This is a genomic window from Synechococcus sp. CCY 9618 (assembly GCF_019038415.1).
Taxonomy (GTDB): domain Bacteria; phylum Cyanobacteriota; class Cyanobacteriia; order PCC-6307; family Cyanobiaceae; genus Cyanobium.
Window position 1 is genome coordinate 41,622 of the sequence record NZ_JAFKRG010000006.1, and the last position, 25,490, is coordinate 67,111.

The following is a 25,490-nucleotide window of genomic DNA, read 5'->3' on the forward strand; positions in this document are numbered from 1 at the left end:
CCCGATGGCAAAGACCATGGGCAGACGAGCGGCACCGCCGGAGTTGAGGATCCACTGCAGGCCAGGCCGAAGATCAGCAGGTCGAGGGCCACGCGGGCAGGACCCCTGGATCACCAGGCCATCACCGAAGTCCCTGGGCGAGGAGCTCCAGATCCAGATCGATTCAATCGGGCAGGCCCCGTCTCGCCCGGTTTCTCCGCCCCAGGGGGGAGCGGGTCGGCAGCGGCCATGGTCAACGGGGGTCCGCCGCCAGAATCTGCCAGCGCTGTTCCGCCTGTTCGATGCTGCGCAGGGCCTGGCCGCAGAGCAGCAGCCGGCTGGCGTTGCGCTGGAGCTGGTGGAGCTCGAAGCTCTCCAGATCCGGATCATGGAGCCATCGCTCCATGGCCTGCCAGCGGGCCGGCGTCTCCAGGACCGCGGCGGGGGGTGGGGGCCGGTGGCGGTGCGGCATCGCCAGGCGCTGGCTCCATTGCTCCAGCCGTTCCGCCACAGCCTTCAGCAGTTCGGCCTCGGCGGCCTGGATGTCGCCGAGGGGCCCCAGATCGCCGCCGGCGTGGGGCAGCAGCCGCAGGCCGTCCACCACCCCGACGAGCTGGGATCCGGCTCCGTTCATCACCTCGAAGAGCCGGTAGGTGGGATGGCTGGTGGGGTTGTTGCCGAGTTCATCGGCCACCGCAGGCATGGCGCCGCGCAGGCACACCAGTTCTCGGCGCAGGCGTTGCACCGTTTCCGCACCGGCCGTTGCAACACCAGGGGACGGAGCCCCTCCGATGCGCTCGGCCTGGACGGTCAGGGCGGCGCCGAGGTCAGTCAGCAACTGGCAAAGCCGCCGCCGATTCCCGTCCACCGCCAGATCGGGCCAGAAGAGGCGCAGGCTCAGCAGGGCCACCAGGATGCCGGCCACGGTCCAGAAGAGCCGCACCGGCACCCACAGGTCAAGGTCGCTGTCGTGGACGAGCCAGCCCATGACGATGATGTTGCTGCCCACCTTGTATCCCACCTCCAGACCCAGCGCCGCCCCCAGCAGCCGCATGCCGATCAGGGAAAGGCTCAGTCCCAGGGGGATGGGCAGATGCTGCAGGCCGGCATAGGAGACCAGCAGCACCAGCGCTCCCGCCACCGATCCCAGCAGCCGCTGCCGGCCCAGACCGATCGAGCCGCCATAGGTGCCGGTGCAGACCACCAGCACCGCCATCGGGGCGTAGAAGCCGAAGGGGACGGGGGCCAGGGCGCCGAACCCGTTCATCAGCCCGGCGGCCAGGGCCAGCCTCAGCTCGGAGCGGCGGATCAGCATCGGGCCGCCAGGGCCAGGGTCCGCAGGCTGGCGATCAGGGGCTGCTGTTCCTCCGCCAGGGCCAGCAGGGGCAGCAGAGGGATCGACCGGTCCCTGCCCAGGCCCTGCCAGGGCAGGGGATCCCGGGGCGGTGCCGGATCGGTGTGCCCCTCCAGCAGGGCGGCCATGCGCGCCATGCCTGTCCGCAGCGGATCCTCCCTCCCCTCCACTCCGGGCTCGTCCGGGGTGGCCAGGAGCTCAGGCAGGCCGTCCAGCAGCCGCTCCCACTGCACCCAGTGGTGCTGCACCGAGGCCCAGAGCTGGAGCCGCTGGGACCAGCGCTGCCGTTGCAGACGACCCGCATGGGGCCCCCGCCGTTCCTGGGCCACCAGTCCTTCCATGGCCACCAGGTCCCGGCTGAGTCTGGCGGGGGGCAGGGGCTGGGGCCGCTCCCCCGAACCCCCGATCCAGCGTCGCTGGCGTTCCAGTTGGTCGGCGTAGACCCGGCGCAGCCCCTCCTCCAGCCGCTGCAGCCGATCGAATCCCCGCCGCGGCCAGAACAGCAGACCCACCAGGATGGCGATCACGCAGCCGACGGCCGTGTCGAGCGTGCGGTTGAACACGTAGCTCCAGTTCAGGGCCACATGGCTCGGGATCATCAGGAACATCAGGCTCACCAGGGTCGCCGTCCCCGCGGCCGACTGCCAGCCCAGCCAGCGCAGCAGGGGGAGCAGCAACAGCAGCGACAGCAGCACCCCCGCCCAGCCGTCCAGCAGGGTGTGCACCAGGAAGGTCACCAGGCCGCCGGTCATGGTGCCGAACACCCGCACCCGGGCGGCCTGCAGGCTCAGGTCGTCGCCGTCCTCCATGACGGTGATCACCGCCAGCATCGGGTACCAGACGAAGGCGATGCGCTCGAACCAGAGGGACAGGGCGGCAGTGAGGAACGCGGCCACCCCGAGTCTGAGGCTGTTGCGCAACAAGGCGGATCGCACGGACTTCCGGGACCACGGCAGCCAGGAGCCTATGGGCGCTCAGGCTGGCCGGCTGCTCTCCGGTGGCATCGGCCCGGGGTCGTCAGAAGAGGAAGCGGTGGCGGTCCCCGTTCACCAGACGGTCCTCGCTGTTTTCGGCCTCCAGCGGTTGACCGGACGGGCTCGGCCAGGTGGCGTCCCAGTAGCTGATGCCGTCCTTGTAGAAGGGGCGACCGTCGAGCCGCTGGGTGTTGAGCTGGGTGCGCCCCATGGCCGTGATCAGGCCCCCCAGCTCCATCGGTCCTAGGTCCGTTCGGATCTCCTTGCGGGCAGCCATCATCAGGGCCGGCAGCCGCACCAGGTACTCGGGCCGGGTGAGTTTGCGGAACAGCGACTTGAGGGCCAGCTGCTGGCGATCCATGCGGCCCAGGTCGCCGGTCTCGTCGTGGCGGAAGCGCAGGAATCCCTCCAGGTCCTTGCCGCGCAGGGTCTGAACCCCGGGTTGCAGATCGATGGAGAGCCCCTGGCTGCGGTCGACGTAGAACATGCGTTTGGGCACGTCCACCTCGATGCCCCCCAGCATGTCGGCCATCTGACGGATGGCGGAGAGATTGACCACCAGATGGTGCTGGATCGGACGGCCCAGGCGCTGGGAGACCTCCCGCTTCACCGCGTCGGTGCCGCCCAGGCTGTAGAGGGCGTTGATCTTCACCGGTCCGAAGCTTTCGGCTTCGATGTAGGTGTCACGGGGGATCTGGGTGATCTCGGTGCGATCCCCCTCAATGTGCAGGGTGGCGATCACGTCGGTGTTGCCGCCGCCCACGTCGGTGCCGAGGATCAGCAGGTCCTGGCCGCCCATGCCGCCGCTCCAGGCGGCGAAGGGATTGGTGACGGCCGTGTCCCCCTCGGAACCGGTCCTTGCGGAGATCATCTGGGCCAGGGGGCCCGCCAGCAGCGCTCCTCCCACAAGCCCGATGGCCATGGCGATCAGGACGGGGACGCGTTGCCCGCGCCGGCGTCCCGGGCTGTTCTGGGAAATCTTCATCGTCCTACAAGCTAAGACACCTCCGCTCAGCGCAGGGCTTCCTCCGGGCGCAGGCCCGTCTGAACGCGCCACAGGGCGGCATAGGCCCCGTTGGCGGCCAGCAGGTCGTCGTGACGGCCGCTCTCCACGATCCGCCCCTGCTCCATCACCACGATGCGGTCGGCGTGGCGGACCGTGCTCAGCCGGTGGGCGATCACCAGGGTGGTGCGCTCGGCGGTGATCCGTTCGAGGGAGCGCTGGATGGCGGCCTCTGTTTCATTGTCGACGGCCGCGGTGGCCTCATCCAGCACCAGCACCGGCGGGTCCTTGAGGATCGCCCTGGCCAGGGCGATGCGCTGCCGTTGGCCGCCGGACAGGCGCTGGCCCCGCTCGCCCACCACGGTGTCGTAGCCATCGGGCAGGGCGGTGATGAAGGCCGCCGCCTCGGCCAGGCCGGCGGCCCGCTCGATGGCGGCCCTGCCGGCGCCGAAGCTGCCGTAGGCGATGTTGTCGGCCACGCTGCCGTGGAACAGGAACACCTCCTGGCTCACCAGCCCGATGGCCCGGCGCAGGTCCTGCAGGGAGAGGGCTTCGATCGGCTGGCCATCGAGCAGGATGCGGCCTTCCTGGATGGCATAGAGCCGCAGCAGCAGCTTGACGATGGTGCTCTTGCCGGAACCGGTGGCCCCCACGATGCCCACGGTGGTGCCGGCGGGCACCTCCAGATCGAAGTGGCGAAGCAGCGGATCGCGGCCTTCGTAGGCGAAGCCGACCCCCTCGAAGCGGATGTGGCCGCGGACGCTGGCGAAGGGCAGGGGACGGTGGCCGCTGGGGATGGCGATCGGGGTGTCAAGCAGATCCATCACCCGGTGGGTGGAGGCCATGGCCCTCTGGTAGTCATCGAGGGTGCGGCCCAGGGTGGTGAGGGGCCAGAGCAGGCGCTGGGTGATGAACACCAGGAAGCTGTAGGTGCCCACGGCGATGGCGCCGCTCCAGGCCTGCAGGCCGCCGATCACCAGGATCGCCAGGAAGGCGAACAGGATCGCGAAGCGGATCAGGGGGATGAAGGCGGCCGACAGGCGGATGGCCCCGCCGTTGCTGGCGCGGTAGGCCTGGCTCTGCTCGGTCAGCCGCTGCTTCTCCCAGTCCTCGGCCGCATAGCTCTTGATGGTGAGCATGCCGCCCAGGTTGTTGCTCAGACGGCTGGCCAGATCACCGGCCCGTTCCCGCACCTCCCGGTAGCGGGGGGCGAGGCGGCGCTGAAAGCGGAGCGATCCCCAGAGGATCACGGGGATCGGCAGGAAGGAGACCCCCGCCACGGCGGGGGAGAGCACGAGCATGGCCCCGCCCACCGCCAGCACAGTGGTGATCAGCTGCAGGATCTCGTTGGCGCCCTGGTCGAGGAAGCGCTCCAGCTGGTTGATGTCGTCGTTGAGGATGGTGAGCAGGCGTCCGCTGCTGCCGGCCTCGAAGAAAGCCATCTCCAGGTGCTGGAGATGGTCGTAGGCCTCGATGCGCAGTTCGTGCTGCACGGTCTGGGCCAGGTTGCGCCACAGCAGGGCGTAGAGGTATTCGAAGAGGGATTCGGCGCTCCAGATCAGGAACGAGAGCACCGCCAGCACCCCCAGCTGCCCGGGTACGGTGCGGAAGCCGAGTCCGGCCAGCCAGGAGGTGCGCTGCTGCACCACCACGTCCACCGCCAGACCGATCAGGACAGGTGGAGCCAGGTCGAAGAGCTTGTTGAGAACGGAGCAGGCGGCCGCCATCCAGACGAGCCTGCGGTGGGGCCGCAGGCTCGTCTGGAGGCGCCGCAGCCCCGCAGCCGGGATGTTCATCGGGCGACCGGCTTCAACGGCCGGGGCCGCGGGGGGTCACCAGCGATTGCCGCCACCGCCACCGTATCCGCCACCACCACCACCGCCACCGCCGGATCGCCCGCCACCGCCGTAGCCGCCGCCGCCACCGGAACGACCGCCGCCGCCGCCATAGCCGCCGCCGGGCCGGCCACCACCACCACCGCCACCGCCCTCACGGGGGGTCGCCTTGTTGACCCGGATCATCCGGCCCATCCATTCCACGTCCTGAAGGTCATCGATGGCCTTCTGCTCGGCGGCATCGTCGGCGAGTTCGATGAAGGCGAAGCCACGCTTGCGGCCTGTTTCACGGTCAAGGGGAAGGCTGCACTGACGAACCTCCCCGTATTGGCCGAAGAGATCAAGAAGGTCTTCGCGTTCGGCCTGGAACGAGAGGTTGCCGACGTAGATGGTCATGCAATGAAAAAGCTGGAACGGATTCCTCCGGTGTCGGGAATCCCAGGGGAAGCAGGCGGTGGGCGAGATGGGGAGACCGGATCCCTGGAAGGGAGCGATCCCTGGGAGGCCCGAGCCGGCGATGCGTGCCGAAGGGAGCCGGAGCGGCATGGAACTGCTGGAAGCCTACAACTGGGCCCCGGAAGCCCATGGAGAAGCTTGAAGCAAATCTGAAGCAAGTCGAAAATTTTGCTTGCCCCGCCTCCAGGTGCTTCATTGTCAGCAAACCCTGATCGAGCCCACCCTATGAAAACCGCCCCCGTCCCCTGGAGTCTCACCTGGAGAGAGGATGGTGAGCTGGCTTCCCAGGATCTCTTTGATCTGCTGCAGACGCTGGTGGCCTCGGAAAGTCACGAGGTCCAGACGTCTCTCATCGCGGCCGTGGAAAGGCTTTCGGTGAGCCAGCTGCAGGTGATGGCCTGTGAGGAGGTGACCCGGATCTGCGCCTGATCCTGCGGCCGGCAGCCGTCGTCGTCATGTCGGCTCAGATGGGGTACCGCCTTGCCGTGGCGGCCTTGCAGCTGCTGCGGGCGGAGGCGATGCTGCTGCCGCTGGAGATCCGGTCGGCCACGCAGCTGCAGGCGAAGTTGGCCATCCCGTCAGGGGCCTTCTTGCCGGACTGGGCCAGTTCCGTCTCGAAGGCTGAGAGGCAGAAGGAACGGACCACCTCAATGATGGGACCGGTGCCCGCTTTGGCCTCTCGCTCCAGAGGAATGATGCCGGCCAGTGCCACCAGGACGAGGATCAGGCCGACCGGCCCTGCCGGGAGGTGAATTCCATGGGGCCGGTGGTGGTTCCGCTGCAGGGGAGGCATGGGTGAACGGCGCGTTCAGCGCCGGGGAGGGGAATCAGGAGCCCAGTCGGGAGATCTGAAGTTCCTTGTTCATCACCCGCAGGCGACGAAGGTCGGCAAAGACATCGTCGGGCATGCCCTTGGGCAGATCGACGGTGCTGTGGGCGTCGAAGATGCGGATCTTTCCGATCGATCGGCCGGTGAGGCCTGACTCATTGGCGATGGCGCCAACAATGTTGCCCGGCTTGACCCTGTCGCGCCAGCCCACTTCGATACGGAAGCGTTCCATGTTCTCCTCAGGCCCGTCCTCACTCCGCTCTGAGTGACGGTCCTGGAAGGGTCGGCGCTCGCTCCGATCCCGATCGCGATCCCGGGCGCTGGGCGCCCCGGGGCGCGACTGACCCCAGCGCTCCTCCCCCTGCAGCAGCAGGGGTTTGCCGCCGAGGCTCAGCTCCAGGGCCGCCAGCGCCAGCTGGTCGGGGCTGCAGCTCTGTTCCTGGGCGACCCGTTGCAGGATCTCGCCCAGCAGGGCCCGCTCCTCGGGGTTTCCGGCCGGCTGCTGCAGGGCGAGGGTGAGTTTCTCGCGCAGGCGGTCGAGACGGTGCTGGTTGATGCTGGCGTTGCCGGGCACTTCCATGGCCTCGATGGGCTGGTTGACGGCCCGCTCCAGTCCTCCCAAGAAGCGCCGCTCCCGCGGGGTCAGGAAGAGGATCGCCTCTCCGTTGCGTCCCGCCCGGCCGGTACGGCCGATGCGGTGCACGTAGGCCTCGCCGTCGAAGGGGATGTCGTAGTTGATCACCAGGCCGATGCGATCGACATCCAGTCCCCTGGCGGCCACATCAGTGGCCACCAGCACGTTGACCCGCCCATCCCGCAGGCGTTCGATCGTGCGCTCCCGCTGGTTCTGGGGCACGTCGCCGTTGAGCACGGCCACGTCGTAGCCGTGCTGCTCCAGGGACTCGGCCACGGTGAGGGTGATGGCCTTGGTGCGGGCGAAGATGATGACCCCCTCGCTGCCCTCGGCCTCCAGCACCCGCTCGAGGGCTTCGAGTTTCTGGGGGCCGTTCACCACCAGGTGGCGCTGGCGGATCCGGCGGCCATCGGCCGCCTTCTGGCGGATGGTGACTTCCGCCGGATCGTTGAGATACTTCTGCGAGATGCGCCGGATCTCGTTGGGCATGGTGGCGGAGAACAGCACCACCTGACGTTCGGCAGGCAGTTGCTCAAGCACCCACTGGACGTCATCGATGAAGCCCATGCGGAGCATCTCGTCAGCTTCATCCAGCACCAGGCTGCGCAGCCCGGAGAGGTCGAGGGTGCCCTGGCGCATGTGATCCATCACCCGGCCCGGGGTGCCCACCACGATCTGCACCCCCCGGCGCAGATGCTGGATCTGGTCGCGGAAGTCGGCGCCGCCGTAGATCGGCAACACCTTGACGCCCTTCATCGAGGAGGCATAGCTGTTGAAGGCTTCCGCCACCTGCATGGCCAGCTCCCGGGTGGGGGTGAGCACCAGCACCTGGGGGGTGCGCAGGCCGGGTTCGAGCCGTTCCAGCAGGGGCAGGCCGAAGGCGGCCGTCTTGCCTGTGCCTGTCTGGGCCTGGCCCACCAGGTCGCGGCCGAGCATCAGCTCGGGGATGGCGGCCTTCTGGATCGGTGAGGGTTCCTCGAAGCCGATGGCCGCCAGGCCATCAAGCAGTTCCCGGCACAGGCCGAAGGTGGCGAAGGCGCTGGTGGGGGGCTGGCTGGTGTCGTCGACAACGGCAGGCGTGGCGAGCACGTCCTCATCGGGCTGCTCGATGGCCGCCTGGGAATCGGCGGCACCGGCGAGGGTGCTGCCGTCAATAATCTGGGTCACGGGATGCTGGAGCCTGGTGAATCCTTCAACGCAGGCCGGCAGCGGACCTTGGGAATGGGTGTCTCGCACCCGGGCTGCCTTGCCCATGCTCAAAGGTTGAGGCCTGATCTTATCACCCGGCCGTAATCGTCGTCGAAACGCTCGATGTCGTCCTCCCGCAGGTCCTCGCCCCGCTGCACCTCGATGATCTCCAGATCCGTCGATCCGGCCGCCGCCCGGTGCCGCCCGCCACTGGGGATGAACAGGGTGGAGCCGGCGGCGGCGGCGAAGCTCCGGCCGTCGCACGTCATCACCCCCTCGCCTTCGACCACCACCCAGTGTTCGCTGCGGTGGTGATGGCGCTGCAGGCTGATCCGGTGTTGGGCGCTGATCCTCAGCCGCTTGACCAGATAACCGTGTCCCGTGGCCAGGGTCTCGAACCACCCCCAGGGGCGCTGGACACGCTCAGCCATGAAAGGGATCCACCGGAAACGGGCTGCGATGGACGTGGGCCATCCCGCCGCAGGGCCCGGCCGTCATGGGAGCGGCGCCGTCATCGGAGCGCCCTGATGGCTGGCGCCTGACAGGCCTGCGGTGGGAAAAGACTGACCGGCGCCACCTGGGGCCAGGGAATCCATGGGGCTGTCCCTGTTGACCTCGGGGCACCTGAAGGACAGGCCCCGATGATGCCGGGACAGTCCTTCGTGACGATGCAGGAGGCCATTCACCGGGGGGGTCCCCGGGAATGAAGGGGCTCCCTGGGGGGGAGTGATCCCAGAGGTGGAGACTATTGGAGCAGGGGCTCCGGCGAGCTCGGCCCGGGGGTACCGCGCCGATGGAGGAAGTATGGAACGGGGGTTGAAATCCCGGTCGAGCGGTTCACCTTTCGTTGGCACATTGCCGCCTGTGGCAATGCATGAAGAACGCTTACGTTCGCTCACCCGGAGCTCTGTCCCCGTCATCGTCGGGCGCCGTCGCCGTCAGCAGCAGGGCCCCCGCCCGTGCCCGGGTCAGGGCGGTGTAGAGCAGGCGCCGGTCCCGCTGCCCACCGCTGGGGAACAGCACGATCACCTGCTCCGCTTCGCTCCCCTGGGCCTTGTGAACCGTGAGGGCCAGGGCGGGTTCGGCGGCTCCCGCCAGCTGGCCGGGGTGGATCCAGAAACCCTCCCCGTCCCCGTCGCCGAACAGCAGGCGGGCCGCGGGGCCCGGTCCTCCCACCAGCACCCCCACGTCCCCGTTGGCCAGATCCAGTTCCGGCAGGTTGCGGCGGCAGAGCACGGGAGTGCCGGTGGGCAGATCCTGCAGTTCACCCTCCAGGCGCGAACCCAGCAGGGCCTGATGGATCGCTTCCAGGCCCCAGCGTCCCTGGCGCCGGGGGGCCATCACCAGCAGCCGGTCCCGCTCGGCGAGCAGCTCCCGGCAGCCCTGCGGGGAGCCGGGCGCGCAGCGTTCCGCCCGCCGGGCCAGGGAGGCCTGGTGGTCCCGGAGCCGGGTCACCAGCGCCTGCGGCAGCGTTCGGGGGGAGCAGGGTCGCCACTCCAGATTGTCGGCGCTGTTCAGCTGGCGCAGCTGGGGCAGGATCAGGGCCACCGGGTCCGGATCCTGCCCGTCCGGCCCGGCGGCGATCGCCCGGCGCAGGACGGCGGCCACGCTGGCGATCGCCCCGGCGTTGCGGTACGTGGTGTCCAGGGTGATGGCGGCTGCGCCCAGCCGCTGCCGGCGGTCGGGCCGCTGCAGTTCCTGCAGCACCGCCCCCGGGGCGATCGGGGGCAGCTGGGCGGAGTCGCCCACCAGCACGAGCCGGCAGCTCTCAGGCAGCGCCTCCAGCAGGGCCCCCATCAGGCCGAGGTCGACCATCGACACCTCATCCACCACAAGCAGATCCAGGTCGAGGGGACGGCCCCGATGGCGCCCGAAGCGCTCCCCCCGGCTCTCCAGCAGCCGGTGCAGGGTCGTGCAGGGCAGGCTGCCCCCGGTGGCGGCCCGCAGCCGCGCCGCCGCCTTGCCGGTGGGCGCCGCCAGGTGGATGCGGGCGTCGGGGTCCCGGGCCCGATGAGCCGCGATCATGGCCGCCACCGTGCTGGTCTTGCCGGTGCCCGGACCGCCCTCCAGCAGCACCAGTCCGTGGCCGAGCACCGCCGCCACCGCCTCCCGCTGGCGGTCATCGAGGCGAAGCGGGCCGGAGGTGGCCGTTGAGCCTTCGGCAGGCGGCGGGGCCTCCAGGGAGCGGGCCCATCCCACCAGGGTGTCGATCACCTGCTGCCGCTGCCGCTGCCAGCGGCGCCACTGCAGACCCGATCCCTCCAGGGCCAGGGGCCCGTCGGGGTCCTGGCAGAGGGGGCTCCTCCGCAGGGCCTGCAGGTGCCCCTGGGGCCAGAGCGGTTCACTCACCTCCGGGGGAGCCGCTCCCGCCAGGTCCAGTTCCAGTTCCCCCCGGGCCAGGGCGGCGGTCAGGGCTGCGACCACCTCAGCGACGAGGGGATCGGCGGCGGTGCCGTGCAGCCGGGGCAGGGCCTCAGCCAGGGCAGCGGCCAGGGCTTCCACCCAGGGCTGGAGCTGCTCCCCGGAGCCTTTCAGCACCCTCCCTCCTCGCCATCGCCGGCAGGCCGGTGTCCCCCCAGGGCGTCATCCAGCGCCAGGATCCGCTGCAGCGGCGGACGTTCCACGAACATGCCGGGCACCGCACCGGGGAGGGCCCGCTGGCCATCCTCCCCCGGAGTTCCACGCAGGAACACGTAGGCATACCCCCCCAGATGCCGCTCCGGCAGGTAACCGGGCAGCCGCCAGCCCAGGTAGCGGTGCAGGGCCACCAGGTAGAGGTGGGCCTGCAGGGGGTAGTGGCTGTCCGCCATCAGCGCCGCCATCGCACCCCGGTGATAGTGGCGCGGACCGCAGGCGAGGGGCCGACCCTCCCCATCCCGCCGGCCCATCCAGTTGCTCTTCCAGTCGGCCACCCACCAGCGTTCCTCTCCATCGCCCCCTGGGGCGGTGAAGACCAGATCGATGGAGCCGGTGAGGAAGCCGCGGCTGGCCACCGGCAGGGACCCCACCGCTTCGGCGTAGGCGGCGCCGAAGGCCCCGCCGGGGTGATCGCGGAAGGCTGCCGCCAGCCCGCCGGCCCGGGCGAAGCCGAGGGTGAGGTCGAAGTTCATCTCGTTCAGCCGCCGTTCGGGCCCCAGATCGGCCACCCGCAGGCTGCCCAGTTCACCGCCGAAGGGACTCAGACGCATCTGCTCCAGGCCCTGCAGCAGGGGCTCGACGGGCCCCTCCGCCAGTCCGGCCCGGCGCCGTTCCCGCTCCACCACCTGCCGGTTCGCCTCGGCGTCGCAGGGCTGGCGGTAGTCGAGCTGCTCCAGCATGCGGTGCAGGCCATCGCCGGCCGTGGCCCCGCGGGCGAAGCCGGCCAGGGGGCCCTGCTCCGGCCACAGGTCAGCGTCGGCCCCGGTCAGCGGAGTTTCCCCCTCCGGACTGGGATCGCTGGTGTCCCTGCCTTCATCCAGGGCCGCCGCCGACCCTGCGCCGGCGTGGGCGCGGGAGTGGGCGGTGCGGGTCCAGGCGGTGTAGCTGCTGCGGCCCCAGCTGGTGTCGAGGGAACGCCGGGGCACCGGTCCGCAGCGCAGCCCTTCGCCCCCATCGACCGCTCCTCCCGCGGCCCGGGGCTCGATCGGCGCCGGGCGGGGGTCCCACACAGCCAGGCCCAGCTCCCGCCGCTCGATCTCCGCCTCCAGCCGCTGGCGCCAGTCCCCATCACCGGTTGCGGCGACGGCGTCGTCGTCGGGATCGGGCAGGGGCTGATCCGGGAACAGCCAGGGGAAGAGCGGGCTGGCCTGCTGGCCCTTTGCGGGTCCCCAGGCGAGCACCAGCAGGTGCTGGGCCCGGGTGACGGCCACATAGGCCAGCCGTTCCCGCTCGGCCCGCTCCGCGTCCCGGTGCTGACGATGGGCCCGCCAGCCCTGGCCCCAGTGACTGCGCAGGTGCAGGTCGAGGTGGGCCTCTTCCCCCTGCTGCGGCTGCCAGCGGGCTCCCGCCTGCGTCCCCCGCCCCGGGGGGGTGCCACCCGCCTGCCAGAGGTAGGGGCAGATCACCACGGGAAATTCCAGTCCCTTGCTGCGGTGGACGGTGATCACGGTCACCGCCTCGTCCACCTTGTCGCTGTGGGCCTGATGGGAGTCCGGAATGGGCCCGGTGGCCCTGGTGCGGTCCAGCCGCAGGCGCCGCAGCCAGTCGGCGGCCGCCACCAGCCCGAGCCGTTCGCTGTGCAGCCGTTCCTGCAGCAGCTCCGCCACCTGCTGCAGATCCGCCAGCAGCCGACCGCCGGCACTGAGCCGGGCCAGGCCTTCACCATCCACCAGCCGGGAGAGCACCCCGAGCGGTCCCCGCTGGGGCAGCTCCTGGGCCAGGGCCTGGAGCTGCCCGGCCAGGTCGCTCCATTCCCCATCACCCGCGGCGGCGATCCGCCGGGCCGACCAGCCGAGCAGGGGGGAGGCGGCCAGCAGCCGCAGCCGGTTGGGATCGGCCGGATCGGCGAGGGCATCCAGCAGGCGCTGCAGGGCGGTGGCCGCCGGGCTGGCGAACACGTCGGCCTTGCTCACCAGACGGCTGGCGATGCCCCGCCGTTCCAGGGCGCGGCGCTGCTCCTCCGCCTGGCGGTGGTTGTGGACCAGCAGGGCGATCTGGCCGGCGGCCAGGGCCCGGGCCTCCCGGCCATCGCCCGGATCCAGGACGGGGGCCTGCTCCAGCAGCTCCTGGACGCCAGCGGCCACGAGGGCGGGCAGTCGCGCCTCCAGCTCCCCCTTGGCCGGAGGGGGCTCCCCCGCGACCCGCTCGCCCCCCAGCCAGAGCAGCCGCACCGGCGCCAGCCCATCGGGGCCGTGGCGACTGGCGCGGGCCTCCACCGCCGGCACCGGCAGGGCGGAGCGGGGCAGACCCGCCGGCGCCATCAGCCGGTTGAGGCTGCCGAGCAGGGCCAGGCTGGAGCGCCGGTTCTCCAGCAGGGCGTGGGCCCTGCCGGCCGCCAGACGGGCCCGGCGGTAGGTGTCGAGATCGCCGCCGCGGAAGCGGTAGATGGCCTGTTTCGGATCGCCCACCATCACCAGAAGATGGGCCCCGTCAGCGAAGGCCAGCCGCAGGATGCGCCACTGGACCGGGTCGGTGTCCTGGAATTCGTCGATCAGGGCAGCCCGGTAGCGGTTGCCGACCGCCCGGAGCAGGGGGGTCGGGGCGGTGGCGTCCGCTCCGGGATCCAGCCCTTCGAGCAGCTGGGCGAAACCGGCGCTGCCACTGCGGGCGCGGCGGCGGGCCACTTCGGCCCGGCCCCAGTGGCAGCCGTGCAGCAGCACCGCCTCCGCCGGCCCTTCCCGCACCCCGGCCACCGCTTCCATCAGTGCGGGGCAGGGCAGGGAGATCTCCCGCGCCGGCCCTTCCAGCTTCCGGGCCACCTGGCTGAAGGGATCGGGGTGGAAGTAGGTGCCCAGCTCCTTCTCGGCCCAGGTGGCGGTGTAGCTGCCCCCCGCCGGCTGGCCGGTGAGCCAGCCCTCGACGAGACCGCAGTGGTCCTTCCGGGGCCTGGCCGCGTAGGGCGTGGTGCTGCCGGCCCCGGCGGCGCGCCACTGGGCTGCGCTGGCCCGGAACGCCTGCTCCAGGGCGGCGCCTTCCGTGGCCCAGGCGTGCCGGAACCGCTCCCACGGGGCCTCCCACAGGACCTTCAGCTGCCCGACCAGGGGCCGCTCCAGATCCAGGCCCGCCGGCAGGGGGTCGAGGCTCAGGCCGGGGTCGCCATCGAGCTGCAGCAGCAGCCGCTCCAGATCCTCCAGGCCGGTGGCCTGGACCAGTCCCTCCACCAGGTGGGGCGGCAGGGCCAGCACCTGCTGCTGCCAGTAGTCGTGGGCCACCTGGCGCACCAGTTCCGTGGCGTCGGTCTCGAGGGTCAGGTCGGGGGGGCTGGCCGCCTCCATGGCCTGGCGCCGCAGGTTGCGCTGGCAGAAGCCATGGATGGTGGTGATGTCGGCGGCGTCGAGCTCCTCGAGGGCGAGCAGCAGCAGCCCCTGCATGGTGGCGCGGGCTTCGGCTGCCGCCGGCAGCTGCGCCAGCCACTGCTCCAGCACCGCATCGGGCGCCTGCCACTCGCCGCAGGTCTGGAGGCCGTTGAGGGCGTCCTGGACCCGCCGACCGATGCGATCCCGCAGTTCCGCCGCCGCCGCGTTGGTGTAGGTGACCACCAGCAGCTGCCGCAGGCCCAGCCGCCGTTCGGTCAGAAGCCGCAGCACCAGATGGGCCAGGGCGAAGGTCTTTCCCGTGCCGGCGCTGGCCTCCAGCAGCACGACCCCGTCGTCGAGGTCGAAGCTGTTGGGGTCGAAGGCCTCGGGGATCACTGCGCTCATGGTGCCGACTCCGCCGTCAGCAGCGGGGAGAACAATGTGACGGCCAGCTCCAGCAGCTCCGGGGTCAGCAGCTCGTCCGCCGGCAGGGCGGCACCGAAGCAGGCTTCCATCTCCTCCTGCTCGCGCTCACCGCGGCTGAAGCCCGAACCCTCCCAGATGCCGGCGGCCTTCCCAAACCCCTCGCCCGCCTGCTTGGCTTCCGCCACCACGTGACTCCAGCCCGTCTCGGGGGGGACGGGCCAGCCCCGGGCCCGCCAGGCCTCCTGCAGGGCCGCCAGCCGTTCGAGTTCCCCGCGGGCTTCCGCGGCGTCCGGGGGGGTGAGGCTCAGGACCGGAGCGAAGACATCGGCCTTGCGGGCGACCAGCACGCCCCGGCGGGGGCCAGCCGCGGGGGGCTCGGTGGCGGCGGCGGCGAGCAGGAGCTGGAGCCACAGCTCCAGCCGGTGGTTCACCCTGGGCAGGGCGGTGTGGACCAGCACGACCGTGTCGCCGCGCCAGGGGATCGTGGCCTGCCAGGGCCCCCATCGGTGGCTGACCCGCCGCGGCGGTCCCAGGGCCTCCAGGGTGGTCTGGAGACTCGACCAGCGCTGCTGCAGGGCCGCCGCTTCGATGGCCCCCGCCGCCAGGGGCGGCAACAGGCCCTGGCCACGGCTGTCCTCCAGCCAGTCGGCCGCGGTGGCGAAGGTCCGGGCCTGCGGGTCGGTGTCGCTGCGCAGCAGCACTGCCCTCAGCAGGCCCGACCGCTCCCGTTCTCCCAGGGCGAGGGCCTCGAGGTCGTCGATCCGCCGCTCCCATTCCCAGGGCCGCAGGCCAAGGGACCGCAGCCAGTGCTTCTGGGGAGCCACCAGCCAGTCGCGCAGGTCGCTGTAGGCATCCTCCTGGGGGGAGGCGGGGGGCGTCGGGGGGGCCGCCCTGTCCAGCAGACCGGTGGGTGGTGCCGGCGCATCAGCCGCCAGGCGCCGCACCGCCTCCAGCAGGCGTCGGTCGCAGCTGGGGGCCTCCCGACCGTCCCGGGGCAGGAACTGGAGTCGGTCCAGGGGGTTGGCGGGGTGCTCCACCAGCAGGGGCTCCCAGACGCCCCTGCCCAGCTGGGCGGCCAGCCACTGGAGCCACTGGCCCACCGGGGCGGATGGGGGAAGGGCGGCGCCGGTGCGGTCGTCGCGGCAGCTCCAGGTGACCAGCAGGTGATCCCGGGCGGAGAGCAGGGCCTCCATCAGCACGTAGCGGTCCTGGTCGGCGGGATGGGGATCGCCGAGCTGCCGCTGGCCCTCCATCAGGTGGAAGGCGGGGCGATCGCCCGGGCGGGGAAAGTGGCCCGCCTCCAGGCCCATCAGCACGATCACCCGGTAGGGGATGGCCCGCATCGGCTCGAGGGCGCTGATCGTGAGGGCGCCGCTGCGGTGGCCGAAGCGGCCGCTCTCGGCCCCCAGGGCCTCCCGCAGCACTGCCGCCACCACCGGGGCCTCCAGCGACAGCGGACACGCTGCAGCGGCGGTTCGCCAGGTGTCGATGGCCGCCAGAAGATCGGGCAGTTCGGCGGCAGCTTCGCCCCCCTCACCGAACAGGTCGGCGATCAGATGCCGCAGCCGCCCGTCCCACAGCGCGACATCGCCGCCACGGCGGAGTTCGCCGAGCCAGTGGCGCAGCCGGCCGAGCAGATGCAGCCAGCGGCCCGTGAGTTCCAGGGGCACCCCGCCATCCCAGGGGGCGGTGCCCCCCGGCGCCAGCCCTGGGGTGGCGGGCAGCACCAGGCCGAGCAGCAGGCGGTCGATCGCCCAGCCCAGGCTGTGGCAGGCCGCGTCCGGAGCCTGCCCTTCGTCCCCACCGCCGCTGCCGGTGGCAGGTCTGTCGCTGGCATCGAGGCCCCAGCGGAAACCCGCCTCCTGCAGGGCCTCCACCAGCCGGGCCGACTCCCGGTCCTCCAGGCCGAAATGGCTGAGCAGGGGCCGGCAGCCCAGCAGCTTCTCCAGGCCGGAGGCGGTGATCCGGGCCCCGGCCAGCTCCAGCAGGATCAGCAGGGTGCTGCCCAGCCCCGCCCCGTCCTGCTGGCTGCGGTCGGTCAGGCGCCAGGGCAGGTCCACCCCCGTGGCCTCCCTGTCGCCGAACACGCTGGCCACCAGGGGGGCGAACCCGTCGATGTCGGGGGTCATCACCAGGATGTCGCGGGGTTCGAGGCTGGGGTCGGCCGCCAGGAGCTGCAGCAGCCGGTCGCGCACGATCTGCACCTGGCGCAGCCGGCCGGGACAGGCATGGAACTCCAGCGAGCGGTCATCCGGATCCAGGGCCAGGCCAGCACCGCGATCGGTGGCCCCGGCGTCGACGAGCTGCTCCTGCAGCTGGGCCAGGAGGGGGGCCGGCCGCGGCGGGTCCGAAGGGCGACGATCGGCCCGACGGGTGCTCGTGGCGGGGGCGAAGAAGAGGTCCATCTCCTGCTCCTGGCCCAGCTGGGCCTCACCGGTGCCCTCCAGCAACTGCTGGAATTCCCCCCCCAGCCGGCCGAAACGGGCCTCCAGGCCAGGGGCCTCCAGCAGCCAGGCGGCGTCGAGGGGCTGGCGCAGGGCCAGGGAGTCGCTGAGCTGGCGCCGGCGTTCGCCGCAGCGGCGCCAGAGGTCGCGGCAGGGGGTGAGCAGGTAGAGATCCACGCTGCGATGACGGCTCAGGGCCTGGAGCAGCTGCACCTGGATCGGAGCCATGCTGCTCAGCCCGAACAGGCGCAGGGGCGAACCCTGGGCTTCGGTGGTCAGCTCGCCGCGGCGCAGCCGGCCGATCAGCTCCTGCACCCGCCGACCGAAGGGATCGCTGCCCAGCTTCCGCCTCAGGCCGCGGTAGAGCAGGGGCTGCCAGCGCTGAGCCTCCGGCAGGATCCGGCCGGCCGCGTCGATCCCGTCGCCCCGCTCCCACGCCTGCAGCAGCTCCGGCCGGTAGAGGGCGTAGTCGTCGAAGGCATCGGCGATGGCACGGCCCAGCTGCCAGTGGCCCAGGTCGAGCCGTGGCCCAGCGCCCCTTTCTGCGAGCCAGTGGCGCAATGGACCCCCCTCGGGCTCCGCGGCGACCGTCGGCAGCAGGCCGAGCAGGGGCCAGACCAGCCGGTCGGCCCGCCAGGGATCGGGGAGGGGCGCCCCGGCGGTGGGGCCGCCGGTGTCCTGCTCCAGCAGCTGGTCGACCAGCTGGCGCAGATGGCCGCCGGGGAAGGGAAAGCGCAGGTTGGCGGCGATGCCGCCCAGGTGCACCGCCAACCGTTCCCCGAGCCAGCGGCTGGTGGGCCAGGTGTTGACCACCACCTGCACCTGTTCGAAGGGATCGGGGGGCTGCAGGCGCAACTGGGTGGCGAGCACCTGGACCAGCAGCTCGGCCCGGTTGCTGCGAAAGATCGTCAGCAAGGGGGCCTGCTCAGAGGACGCAGCTCAGGGCGGAGGGGGAGGTCAGGGCCGCCATCGGGCCAACGAGGCTGGGCAGGCCGCTGACGCGACGGGTCTGGCGGGTTTCGGGGCAGTAGGCGGTGAGCTTGCCGCCGTAGCAGGCCCCTGTGTCGAGAAGGACGATCGAGCCGACCCGCCGCAGGCCGGGTCCGGGGGTGTGGCCGACGATGACCTCGCCGAACCGGTCGTCGTAGGCCTGCCAGAAGGCGAGGCGGATGTTGAGATCGGGTTGCCAGGTGCGGGGATCGAAGCCGGCATGGGTGGCCACCCAGCCCCGGCCCCAGTAGGCCAGGGGCAGCCGGTCGAGCCGGTCGCGCCACAGCCGGCAGCGGGCTGCTCCCAGCTGGCGGTAGGTGTCGCTGCCGTTGAGGGCGGGGTGGCAGGGCGAGGTGCCGGCGTCGAGGTGTGCCACCAGATCCCGTTCGTGGTTCCCCTTCAGCCAGACCGCACGTCCACGGCGCACCAGATCCCAGACCATCTCCATGGCGGTCTCGATGCGGGAGCCGCGGTTGATGACATCGCCGCAGAACACGAGTCGGTCGTCGGACGGCAGCAGCGCCAGCAGCTGCTGGAGAGCCTCGGCGCATCCATGGACATCCCCGATGACCCAGTGGTGGGGGGAATGCCGGTCTGGGAACGTCATCAAAAGAGATGCTTCCTCCACAGTCTTGCCCTTGGGCTGCGCTTCTGTCACCCCCCGGCGGCGATTCAGGCCTCCCCCCGACGCTGATACCGTGCGCCCACGGACGGAGCGGGCCATGGACCTGAAGAATCTGCCGGTCACCCAGCGCGTCAATGCCCTGGTGAAGGCCCTCGACGGGGCCAAGCGAACCAACGAGGCCCTGGCCCGCTGCACCGATGGCGAGGCCATGCTCGACGTGCTGCTCGACGCGTCCAGCAAACTGGGCCTGGGTCTGACCCGATGGGAGCTGGAGAACACCCCGCCGATCCGCGACTGGATCTGGTGGAAGAACAAGGAGGCGCCCCTCACCATCGGCGACAGCAAGCCCCGCTACCAGCAGGACGGTGGCCAGGGGAAGCCGAGCCCGACGGGCTCCGGGGAGGGGGAACCGCCCAGGCGCCGTTTTCTGGGCCTGTTCTGATCAGTCCAGGGTGGCCAGAGGCTCGGGAATCGCGACGCTCGGGGCCTCGAAGCTGCCCAGGGCCACGAATTCCAGCCGCAGCTTCATGAAGGTGATGAACTTCTCGTCGGTGGAGACCACCGCTCCCGCGGGCCGCGGCACAGAGGCCGCCGTGGCAGCCAGCTCAGGGGCCTCCAGGAAGGCGGGACGTTCCAGCAGCCAGAAATCGATGGCCTTGTCCTTTTCGGCGTAGTTGCGCACCCGCTCGCGCAGCACCTCGGCGAGGGGTTCCTCCTCGATCAGGAAGGTGCGGCTGGCGGCGACGAAGTGGTAGCGGGTCATGGCGGGAGGGGCCTCAGGGCTGGCGGTCGCCGAACAGCGGGTCGCGGCGGGGATTCTGCACCAGCGCCCGCATCTGCCGCACCGCCTCCTCCAGCCCCACGGCCAGGGCGCGGGCCACGATCGTGTGGCCGATGTTCAGCTCCTCCATCCCCTCGATGGCGGCGATCGGTTCGACGTTGTGATACGTGAGCCCGTGGCCCGCATTCACCCGCAGGCCCATGGCCCGGGCGTTGGTCGTGGCTTCGGTGATCCGGGCCAGCTGCAGGGGCTGGTCCTCCCAGGCGGCTTCGGCGTAGGCGCCGGTGTGCAGCTCCACCCAGCGGGCCCCGCAGGTGCGGCAGGCCTCCAGCTGGCGACCGTCGGGATCGACGAACAGGCTCACCCCGATCCCGGCCCCCTCCAGCCGGCCTACCAGGGTTCGGATGCCCTCCCCCTGACCGGCCACGTCCAGCCCCCCCTCGGTGGTCACCTCCTCGCGCCGTTCCGGCACCAGGGTGACCATGTCGGGACGGATCCGCAGGGCGATCGCCTCCATCTCCGCCGTGGCGGCCATCTCCAGGTTGAGTCGGGTGCGCAGGGTGGCCCGCAGCAGTTCCACGTCCCGGTCCTGGATGTGGCGGCGGTCCTCGCGCAGGTGGACGGTGATGCCGTCGGCGCCGCCCAGCTCGGCCAGCAGGGCGAAGCGCACGGGGTCCGGTTCCACGGTGCGGCGGGCCTGGCGCACGTTGGCGATGTGATCGATGTTGACCCCGAGGCTGGCCATGGGCGCGAAGACGGCTGGAACGATCCTGCCGAACCGCACCGGCCGTCGGGAGCGGGGCGGCGGCCGCAGGGGTAACTGCCCGCCGCCGCCCGAAAGGCAGGGATCCCGCCCCTAGCTTCAAGGTCCACGTCCTGCCGGTTCTTGAGTGTTGGCGGCACAGACGCCCACCCCGACGACCTCCTCCGCGGCGATCAGCCCCCGGGAGGGTTCCCTGTGCAATGGCATCAGCCCCTGGCTCTCCCCGGTGGCGATGCTGGTCACCGTCGACCTGGCGCTGCAGGGGTATTTCGGTGAGCTTCGGGTGCTCGATCGCGAGCATCTGCCCACCGAGGGTGCCGTGCTGCTGGCCCCCACCCACCGGGCCCGCTGGGACGCCCTGATGCTGCCCTGGGCGGCCGGGCGCCGGGTCACCGGCCGCGACTGCCGCTTCATGGTGACGGCCGACGAGATGAAGGGGCTGCAGGGCTGGTTCCTGCACCGCCTGGGCTGTTTCCCGGTGAACCAGGGCCGTCCCACCCTGGCGAGTCTTCGCTACTCGGTGGAGCTGCTCGCCTGCGGTCAGCAGCTCGTCGTCTTTCCCGAGGGCCGCATCCGACGGGAGGACGGTCCCATCCGCCTGCACCAGGGCCTCGCCCGCCTGGCCCTGCTGGCCACCAGCCAGGGCGTCGAGGTGCCGGTGGTGCCGGTGGGGATCGCCTATGGCCATGCCGATCCGCGTCCCGGGGACGCAGCCGCCCTGTGTTTCGGATCCCCGTTGCGGGCGCAGGGACAGGGCCGTGACGCAGCCCTTGGATTCAGTGCCGAGCTGGCCAGGGCGATGGAGTCGGCCGAGCAAGCGGCCCGATCGGCGGTCGGCCGACCGATCAGCTCCCCGTAAAGTTCGCCGGTTATCCGTCAGGCGTCGACGTGTCCAGGCTTTCCGCCAACCATTCCTCCCGATCCGGTCGGCCAGCGCGCCTGGCCCGGATCTGCGGAAGCTCCCTCGCCCTGCTGACCCTGGCTCTGCCGCTGACCACGCCGCCGCTGCTCGCCCAGGGTGCTACCCAGACCGTTCAGCCCGCCAGCTCCGATTTCGACATCGCGGCGGTCAAGTCCCTGCTTTCAAGGGGCGATGCGGCGGTGGCCAGCGGCAACCTGGCCGAGGGGCGGCGCCTCTATGACCTGGCCCGTGACGCCAGCCGGCGCCTGCTGGGCTTCTACCGCGATATCAGCGGCTCCTTCCGCGGCCTGGATGCCCGCATCCCCCGGGAGATGGATGACAAGGGTCGGGAGACACTCACCCTGCTGGCGGAAGCGAATCTGAGGCTGGCGGCCCTGTTCCGGCGTCAGAGCCAGCCGGAGGTGGCCATCCCCCTCCTGGTGGAGGTGGTCAAGACCATGACGCCCACCAACGAGCTGGGCCGCAGGGCCTACCAGCAACTGGTGGAACTGGGCTTCGTGGCCACCCCCTACACCGCCCCGGGATCGACCGGGGGGGGCTGATCGTCCCTAGATTCCTTTCGCCCGCCATTCCCAGATTCCTCGCCGCCATGGTGCAACCGGAGCAGGTCAAGGACGCGATCCTGCGTGAGCTCCCCGACGCCGTGGTGGAGGTGGAGGATCTCACCGGCGGCGGCGACCATCTGCAGGTCAGGGTGATGTCCGGTGCGTTCGCCGGACTCAACCGGGTGCGCCAGCACCAGCTCGTCTATGGAGCCCTGCGCAGCGAGCTGGCCAGCGAGGCGATCCATGCTCTGGCCCTGCAGACCTCCCTTCCCGCCTGATTTCCCGCCCCTCTTTTCCAGCCATGGACGCCAGCACCCGCCAACGCATCGACGCCCTGATCACAGCCCACCCGGTGGTGGTGTTCATGAAGGGCAACAAGCTGATGCCCCAGTGCGGCTTCTCCAACAACGTCGTTCAGATCCTGCAGTCCCTGGGTGTGCCTTTCGAAACCTTCGACGTGCTCGCCGACATGGAGGTCCGTCAGGGGATCAAGGAGTTCTCCGACTGGCCCACGATCCCTCAGGTGTACGTGAAAGGGGAGTTCCTTGGGGGCTCCGACATCCTGATCGAGATGTACAACAGCGGGGAGCTGCGCGAGAAACTGGAGGTTGCCCTGGCCTCCTAGGCCGGGCGCTTCACTGCAGCACCACTGGCCTCAACGGGCGCCGGTGCTCTCAGTAGCGGCTCGTCTCCATGAGCAGGCGGGGCTGGCCGTCGGGGCCCAGGAAGCTGGATGGGTCCTGGATCCAGCGGTCGATGAGTTCCTCAAGCCGCCGCTGGGAGTGATGGTCCAGCACCGCGGTCCTGCGCAGGGCATGGAGGTAGCCATCGGCATAGAGCCGCAGTTCAGAGGGGCCGTGGTGGCGATCGGAGAGGGCCTGGCAGGCATCGCACAGGGACTGGAAATGGCGGATCGCGTCGGGATGTTGAAGTGCTGTCATGGCTGGGCTCGGGCCCGGTTCGTCATTGCGCCTGCGGACGCCGGCGGATCCCACCATCCTGCCGTGCCAGGCCTCTCCTTGCGGGAGCGGACAGTTGACAAGGCATCGCCCGCTACCCGAGTATCCGCACATTTCCCGTTAGCGTAGGAACACTCAATCGGCTGTCGGCGCTCCCGCTTCTGATTACATCGCGTGATGCCGAGAAGATGGCCATGGCCCAGGACAAGTCGAGTGATCCAGGAGGCAGCCCTCGAAGGGTCCTCGTCGTCGATCCCCACGCCACCCTTCGAACCGTTCTTGCCCAGCGCCTGCGCCAGGACGGCCACCTGGCGGCAGCGGTGGCCACGGCCAGGGAGGCTCTGGAGATCTGTCAGGAGCAATCGCCCGATCTGCTGGTCAGCGCCGAACTGCTGGAGGAAACCTCGGCCCTGCGACTGGCGGCCCAGCTCCACTGCCAGGTGATGGTGCTCACCGCCCGCTCCGGTTCCGAGCCCGTGGTGGCCCTGCTGGATGCCGGTGCCGACGATGTGCTGCGCAAGCCCTTCGGTCTCGAGGAACTGGCGGCCCGCTGTCGCACCCTGCTGCGACGCAGTGGCAGTGGTCTCCAGGAGCGGGTCTGCGTGGGCCCGCTGGAGGTGCACCTGCTGCTGCGCCAGGTCACCCTGCGCGACCAGCCCGTGGAGCTCAGCCCGCGAGAATTCGCCCTGCTCTGCGCCCTGCTCATGCCCCCCGGTGTGGTGCGCAGCCGGCAGGAACTGCTGCGCATGGCCTGGCCACCGTTCAGTGGCGGCCCCCGCTCCGTGGACACCCAGGTGCTCACCCTGCGCCGCAAGCTGGAACAGGCCGGCCTCGGCGAGGGTGGTGGCATCGAGACCATGCGTCAGCAGGGTTATCGCTTCAGCCTCGACACCCTCCCCGAAGCGAGTGAGGACTTCGCAGGTCAGGCCGCCTCGATGCTGTTGTCTCCCACCAGCTCAGGGCGCCTGAGCTGAGCAGCCGGCCTGTTCAGGGCCAGCCATCAGAGCGATCCATCAGGAACGGTTGAGCGCCAGGGTGACCAGTTCGCCTGTCAGCATCGCGGCGCTGAGAAGGGCGAGCAGGCGGTAGGTCCAAGGCGGGCTGATGCGGCCGATCGCGGCGGTGGAGAGCCCTGAGGCCTGGGAGAAGCGCGTCAGGAAATCCTCGAAGCGGGTGACCCGCTGGGGCAGCAACCAGGCCCCGCCGCTGGTGTCGCCGGGCCCGGATCCGCTGCGCACGTAATAGACCCGTCCCCCCTGGCTGGTGACGACGGGGGTGAGATCGGTGATATGGCTCCAGCTCAGCTGCCAGCCGCGGCGCAGCAGCCAGGCGCACCAGGGCGGATGGCCCACGCGCAGCTCCCGTTCATCCAGTTCCACCCGTTCGCTGGTGATCGCCATCACCAGCAGCAGGCCGGCCAGGGCCGCCAGCAGCAGGGGGAGCTGCAACGGATCCGGGGCCAGCACCGGCAGGGGGAGGACCAGAGCCAGGTAGAGGCCCAGGAGGGTGAAGCGGATCAACGGGGCCATGGGGTAGCGGTGGCAGGCCTCGTCGCCCTTCATCGGTCGTCGGGGGAGCCGGGCAGGGGTTCGATCACTTCGGAGGGCCTGTACTGGCCCCCGAACACTTCCGCCTCGCGCCCCTCCCAGAAGCTGCCCAGGCGCATCAGATCAGCGTGGGCGTCAGCGAGGCGCTCCACGTACTCGTTGGACTCCATGGTGTCCTTGGCTTCCTTCAGCTTGCTGAGCCGCAGCAGGTGCCAGACCCAGGGCTTGCCCATCTCGCCGCGGGCCTCCAGATAGCGGGCCAGGTCGGCGGGGCTGGGGATCGGAGCCGCCATGGAAACGCAACAAATGTTCACATACTTTAGTGCTGCGGGGCTGCCGCCGTGAGGCCGGGGCCTGTGGGGATCAGTAGAGCTCGGGGCGCCGGTCCTCGTGGTAGCGAGTGGCGGCCGGGTGGGTGGGTCCGTACTCCCCGGGCAGGCAGTCGGCGATCAGCAGGGTCGGCTCCGGCCTCGCCGCTGCCAGCAGGTCGCCGTGGGGGCCGCAGATCAGGCTGTTGCCCAGGTACGCGGCCATCACCCTGCCGTTCACCGTCTCCTCGCCGCAGCGGTTGGCGTAGGCCACGAAACAGTCGTTCTCGAAGGCATGGGCCGGCAGCAGGGTGCGGGACACGTCCGGATAGGGGCGGTCGGTGCGCTCCCCGGTGCTCAGCTCCGCCCAGGCATCGGCCGCGGTCGGGATCAGCACCAGCTTTGCCCCCTCCAGGGCCAGCCGCCGGGTGAGCTCGGGGAATTCGGCCTCGTAGCAATTGAGCAGGCCCAGCGGAAACCCGTTCACCCGCTGCACCGTCAGGGCCGGGCCCTCCTCCCGGTGGAGATAGCCCGGGCTCCAGCAGCGTTTTTCGTCCGGGCCCCACAGATGGGTCTTGCGGTAGTTGCGCAGCAGCCGGCCGTCGCGATCGATCAGGGCGATGGCGTCGTAGAAGCGCTCCTCCCCCGCCACCATGGCCCGCTCGGGGTACGGGCAGGCCACCGCCAGGCCGTGGCGGCGGGCGGCGGCGGCCACCTGCTCCAGGCTCGGGCCATCGACCGCTTCGGCCAGGTCCCGCACGATGGCGGGGGTGACGATGTACCCGCTCAGGTAGAGCTCCGGGAAGGCCAGCAGCTGCACGCCGTGGCCTGCCGCCAGGGCGCAGACCTGCTCGAGCCGCTCCAGGTTTTCCGCGACGGCCGCCGCGGTGCCGGCGCTGCCGCTGCCCTGCCAGATCCCCAGCCGCAGGCCCTCGCCGGCGGCCGGTGGCTGGGGCCGCAGGAAGGCGTGCAGGCGATGATCCGGGGTCATGGCG

25 protein-coding genes are annotated in these 25,490 nt (G+C 70.9%); 7 read left to right on the top strand and 18 right to left on the bottom strand.

The window, feature by feature from the left end; translation table 11 throughout:
• Window positions 1-232: 232 nt before the first annotated feature.
• The 5 genes from KUG41_RS01190 to KUG41_RS01210 all read right to left on the bottom strand — a co-directional run bounded on the left by KUG41_RS01190 (window position 233) and on the right by KUG41_RS01210 (window position 5,541).
• On the bottom strand, window positions 233-1,294 hold the full coding sequence (locus KUG41_RS01190; protein ID WP_216900239.1) for an FUSC family protein: 1,062 nt from the start codon (window positions 1,292-1,294) through the stop codon (window positions 233-235).
• Window positions 1,288-2,268, bottom strand: a complete 981-nt coding sequence (locus KUG41_RS01195; RefSeq protein ID WP_216900241.1) for an FUSC family protein — start codon at window positions 2,266-2,268, stop codon at window positions 1,288-1,290. The genes KUG41_RS01190 and KUG41_RS01195 overlap by 7 nt, the downstream gene beginning before the upstream one ends.
• A gap of 82 nt (window positions 2,269-2,350) precedes the next feature.
• Window positions 2,351-3,229 carry an LCP family protein gene (locus KUG41_RS01200; protein WP_216900244.1) on the bottom strand — a complete coding sequence of 293 codons (879 nt, stop codon included), beginning with the start codon at window positions 3,227-3,229 and terminating at the stop codon, window positions 2,351-2,353.
• A gap of 89 nt (window positions 3,230-3,318) precedes the next feature.
• Window positions 3,319-5,106, bottom strand: coding sequence for an ABC transporter ATP-binding protein (locus KUG41_RS01205; RefSeq protein WP_216900246.1), 1,788 nt, complete (start codon window positions 5,104-5,106; stop codon window positions 3,319-3,321).
• 36 nt (window positions 5,107-5,142) lie between these two features.
• Complete coding sequence (locus tag KUG41_RS01210; RefSeq protein WP_216900248.1) at window positions 5,143-5,541, bottom strand: RNA-binding protein; 399 nt, start codon at window positions 5,539-5,541, stop codon at window positions 5,143-5,145.
• 285 nt (window positions 5,542-5,826) lie between these two features.
• Here KUG41_RS01210 and KUG41_RS01215 point away from each other — a divergent pair, with 285 nt between their 5' ends.
• Window positions 5,827-6,030, top strand: coding sequence for a hypothetical protein (locus KUG41_RS01215; protein WP_216900250.1), 204 nt, complete (start codon window positions 5,827-5,829; stop codon window positions 6,028-6,030).
• A 34-nt stretch (window positions 6,031-6,064) separates the two neighbouring features.
• Here the strand turns inward: KUG41_RS01215 and KUG41_RS01220 are convergent, their stop codons facing one another.
• The 7 genes from KUG41_RS01220 to KUG41_RS01250 all read right to left on the bottom strand — a co-directional run bounded on the left by KUG41_RS01220 (window position 6,065) and on the right by KUG41_RS01250 (window position 18,652).
• A complete protein-coding gene (locus KUG41_RS01220) occupies window positions 6,065-6,394 on the bottom strand; it encodes a hypothetical protein (protein WP_216900252.1) in 330 nt (109 codons plus the stop codon).
• Between the two features lie 34 nt (window positions 6,395-6,428).
• The gene (locus KUG41_RS01225; protein ID WP_216900254.1) at window positions 6,429-8,231 is read right to left on the bottom strand and encodes a DEAD/DEAH box helicase; all 1,803 of its coding nucleotides are present in this window, start codon (window positions 8,229-8,231) and stop codon (window positions 6,429-6,431) included.
• Window positions 8,232-8,320: 89 nt separating this feature from the next.
• Complete coding sequence (locus KUG41_RS01230) at window positions 8,321-8,683, bottom strand: phosphomannose isomerase type II C-terminal cupin domain (RefSeq protein ID WP_216900256.1); 363 nt, start codon at window positions 8,681-8,683, stop codon at window positions 8,321-8,323.
• Window positions 8,684-9,137: 454 nt separating this feature from the next.
• Window positions 9,138-10,790: an AAA family ATPase gene (locus tag KUG41_RS01235; RefSeq protein ID WP_216900258.1), complete on the bottom strand. Its 1,653-nt coding sequence runs from the start codon at window positions 10,788-10,790 to the stop codon at window positions 9,138-9,140.
• Entirely contained in the window at window positions 10,784-14,590 is a 3,807-nt protein-coding gene (locus KUG41_RS01240) for a UvrD-helicase domain-containing protein (protein ID WP_216900260.1), read from the bottom strand. Before KUG41_RS01240 ends, KUG41_RS01235 begins: the two co-directional genes overlap by 7 nt.
• The gene (locus KUG41_RS01245; RefSeq protein WP_216900262.1) at window positions 14,587-17,970 is read right to left on the bottom strand and encodes an exodeoxyribonuclease V subunit gamma; all 3,384 of its coding nucleotides are present in this window, start codon (window positions 17,968-17,970) and stop codon (window positions 14,587-14,589) included. Before KUG41_RS01245 ends, KUG41_RS01240 begins: the two co-directional genes overlap by 4 nt.
• Window positions 17,971-17,980: 10 nt before the next feature.
• Window positions 17,981-18,652 (bottom strand): metallophosphoesterase, encoded by a 672-nt coding sequence (locus KUG41_RS01250; RefSeq protein WP_216900264.1) that lies wholly within the window; start codon window positions 18,650-18,652, stop codon window positions 17,981-17,983.
• A gap of 115 nt (window positions 18,653-18,767) precedes the next feature.
• On the opposite strand from KUG41_RS01250, the gene KUG41_RS01255 reads away from it, so the two are divergent.
• Window positions 18,768-19,112, top strand: a complete 345-nt coding sequence (locus KUG41_RS01255; protein ID WP_216900266.1) for a hypothetical protein — start codon at window positions 18,768-18,770, stop codon at window positions 19,110-19,112.
• Here the strand turns inward: KUG41_RS01255 and KUG41_RS01260 are convergent, their stop codons facing one another.
• Window positions 19,113-19,433: an MgPME-cyclase complex family protein gene (locus KUG41_RS01260; protein ID WP_216900268.1), complete on the bottom strand. Its 321-nt coding sequence runs from the start codon at window positions 19,431-19,433 to the stop codon at window positions 19,113-19,115.
• A gap of 13 nt (window positions 19,434-19,446) precedes the next feature.
• Entirely contained in the window at window positions 19,447-20,196 is a 750-nt protein-coding gene (locus KUG41_RS01265) for a pyridoxine 5'-phosphate synthase (RefSeq protein WP_216900270.1), read from the bottom strand.
• 148 nt (window positions 20,197-20,344) lie between these two features.
• On the opposite strand from KUG41_RS01265, the gene KUG41_RS01270 reads away from it, so the two are divergent.
• From KUG41_RS01270 to grxD, 4 genes are all read left to right on the top strand, one after another.
• Complete coding sequence (locus KUG41_RS01270; protein ID WP_216900271.1) at window positions 20,345-21,073, top strand: 1-acyl-sn-glycerol-3-phosphate acyltransferase; 729 nt, start codon at window positions 20,345-20,347, stop codon at window positions 21,071-21,073.
• A gap of 80 nt (window positions 21,074-21,153) precedes the next feature.
• Window positions 21,154-21,678, top strand: coding sequence for a hypothetical protein (locus tag KUG41_RS01275; protein WP_216900312.1), 525 nt, complete (start codon window positions 21,154-21,156; stop codon window positions 21,676-21,678).
• A gap of 47 nt (window positions 21,679-21,725) precedes the next feature.
• Window positions 21,726-21,959, top strand: a complete 234-nt coding sequence (locus tag KUG41_RS01280) for a BolA family protein (RefSeq protein WP_216900273.1) — start codon at window positions 21,726-21,728, stop codon at window positions 21,957-21,959.
• A gap of 23 nt (window positions 21,960-21,982) precedes the next feature.
• Window positions 21,983-22,306: a Grx4 family monothiol glutaredoxin gene (gene grxD, locus KUG41_RS01285; RefSeq protein ID WP_216900275.1), complete on the top strand. Its 324-nt coding sequence runs from the start codon at window positions 21,983-21,985 to the stop codon at window positions 22,304-22,306.
• A 49-nt stretch (window positions 22,307-22,355) separates the two neighbouring features.
• Here grxD and KUG41_RS01290 read toward each other — a convergent pair whose 3' ends face one another.
• Window positions 22,356-22,622, bottom strand: coding sequence for a DUF6761 family protein (locus KUG41_RS01290; protein WP_216900277.1), 267 nt, complete (start codon window positions 22,620-22,622; stop codon window positions 22,356-22,358).
• Window positions 22,623-22,828: 206 nt separating this feature from the next.
• On the opposite strand from KUG41_RS01290, the gene KUG41_RS01295 reads away from it, so the two are divergent.
• The gene (locus KUG41_RS01295) at window positions 22,829-23,614 is read left to right on the top strand and encodes a response regulator transcription factor (protein WP_216900279.1); all 786 of its coding nucleotides are present in this window, start codon (window positions 22,829-22,831) and stop codon (window positions 23,612-23,614) included.
• A 39-nt stretch (window positions 23,615-23,653) separates the two neighbouring features.
• On the opposite strand, the gene KUG41_RS01300 is transcribed toward KUG41_RS01295, so the two are convergent.
• From KUG41_RS01300 to KUG41_RS01310, 3 genes are all read right to left on the bottom strand, one after another.
• Window positions 23,654-24,202, bottom strand: coding sequence for a hypothetical protein (locus KUG41_RS01300; RefSeq protein WP_254216712.1), 549 nt, complete (start codon window positions 24,200-24,202; stop codon window positions 23,654-23,656).
• A complete protein-coding gene (locus KUG41_RS01305) occupies window positions 24,199-24,480 on the bottom strand; it encodes a hypothetical protein (RefSeq protein WP_216900281.1) in 282 nt (93 codons plus the stop codon). Before KUG41_RS01305 ends, KUG41_RS01300 begins: the two co-directional genes overlap by 4 nt.
• Window positions 24,481-24,550: 70 nt before the next feature.
• Window positions 24,551-25,486 (bottom strand): carbon-nitrogen hydrolase family protein, encoded by a 936-nt coding sequence (locus KUG41_RS01310; protein WP_216900283.1) that lies wholly within the window; start codon window positions 25,484-25,486, stop codon window positions 24,551-24,553.
• Window positions 25,487-25,490 lie beyond the last annotated feature (4 nt).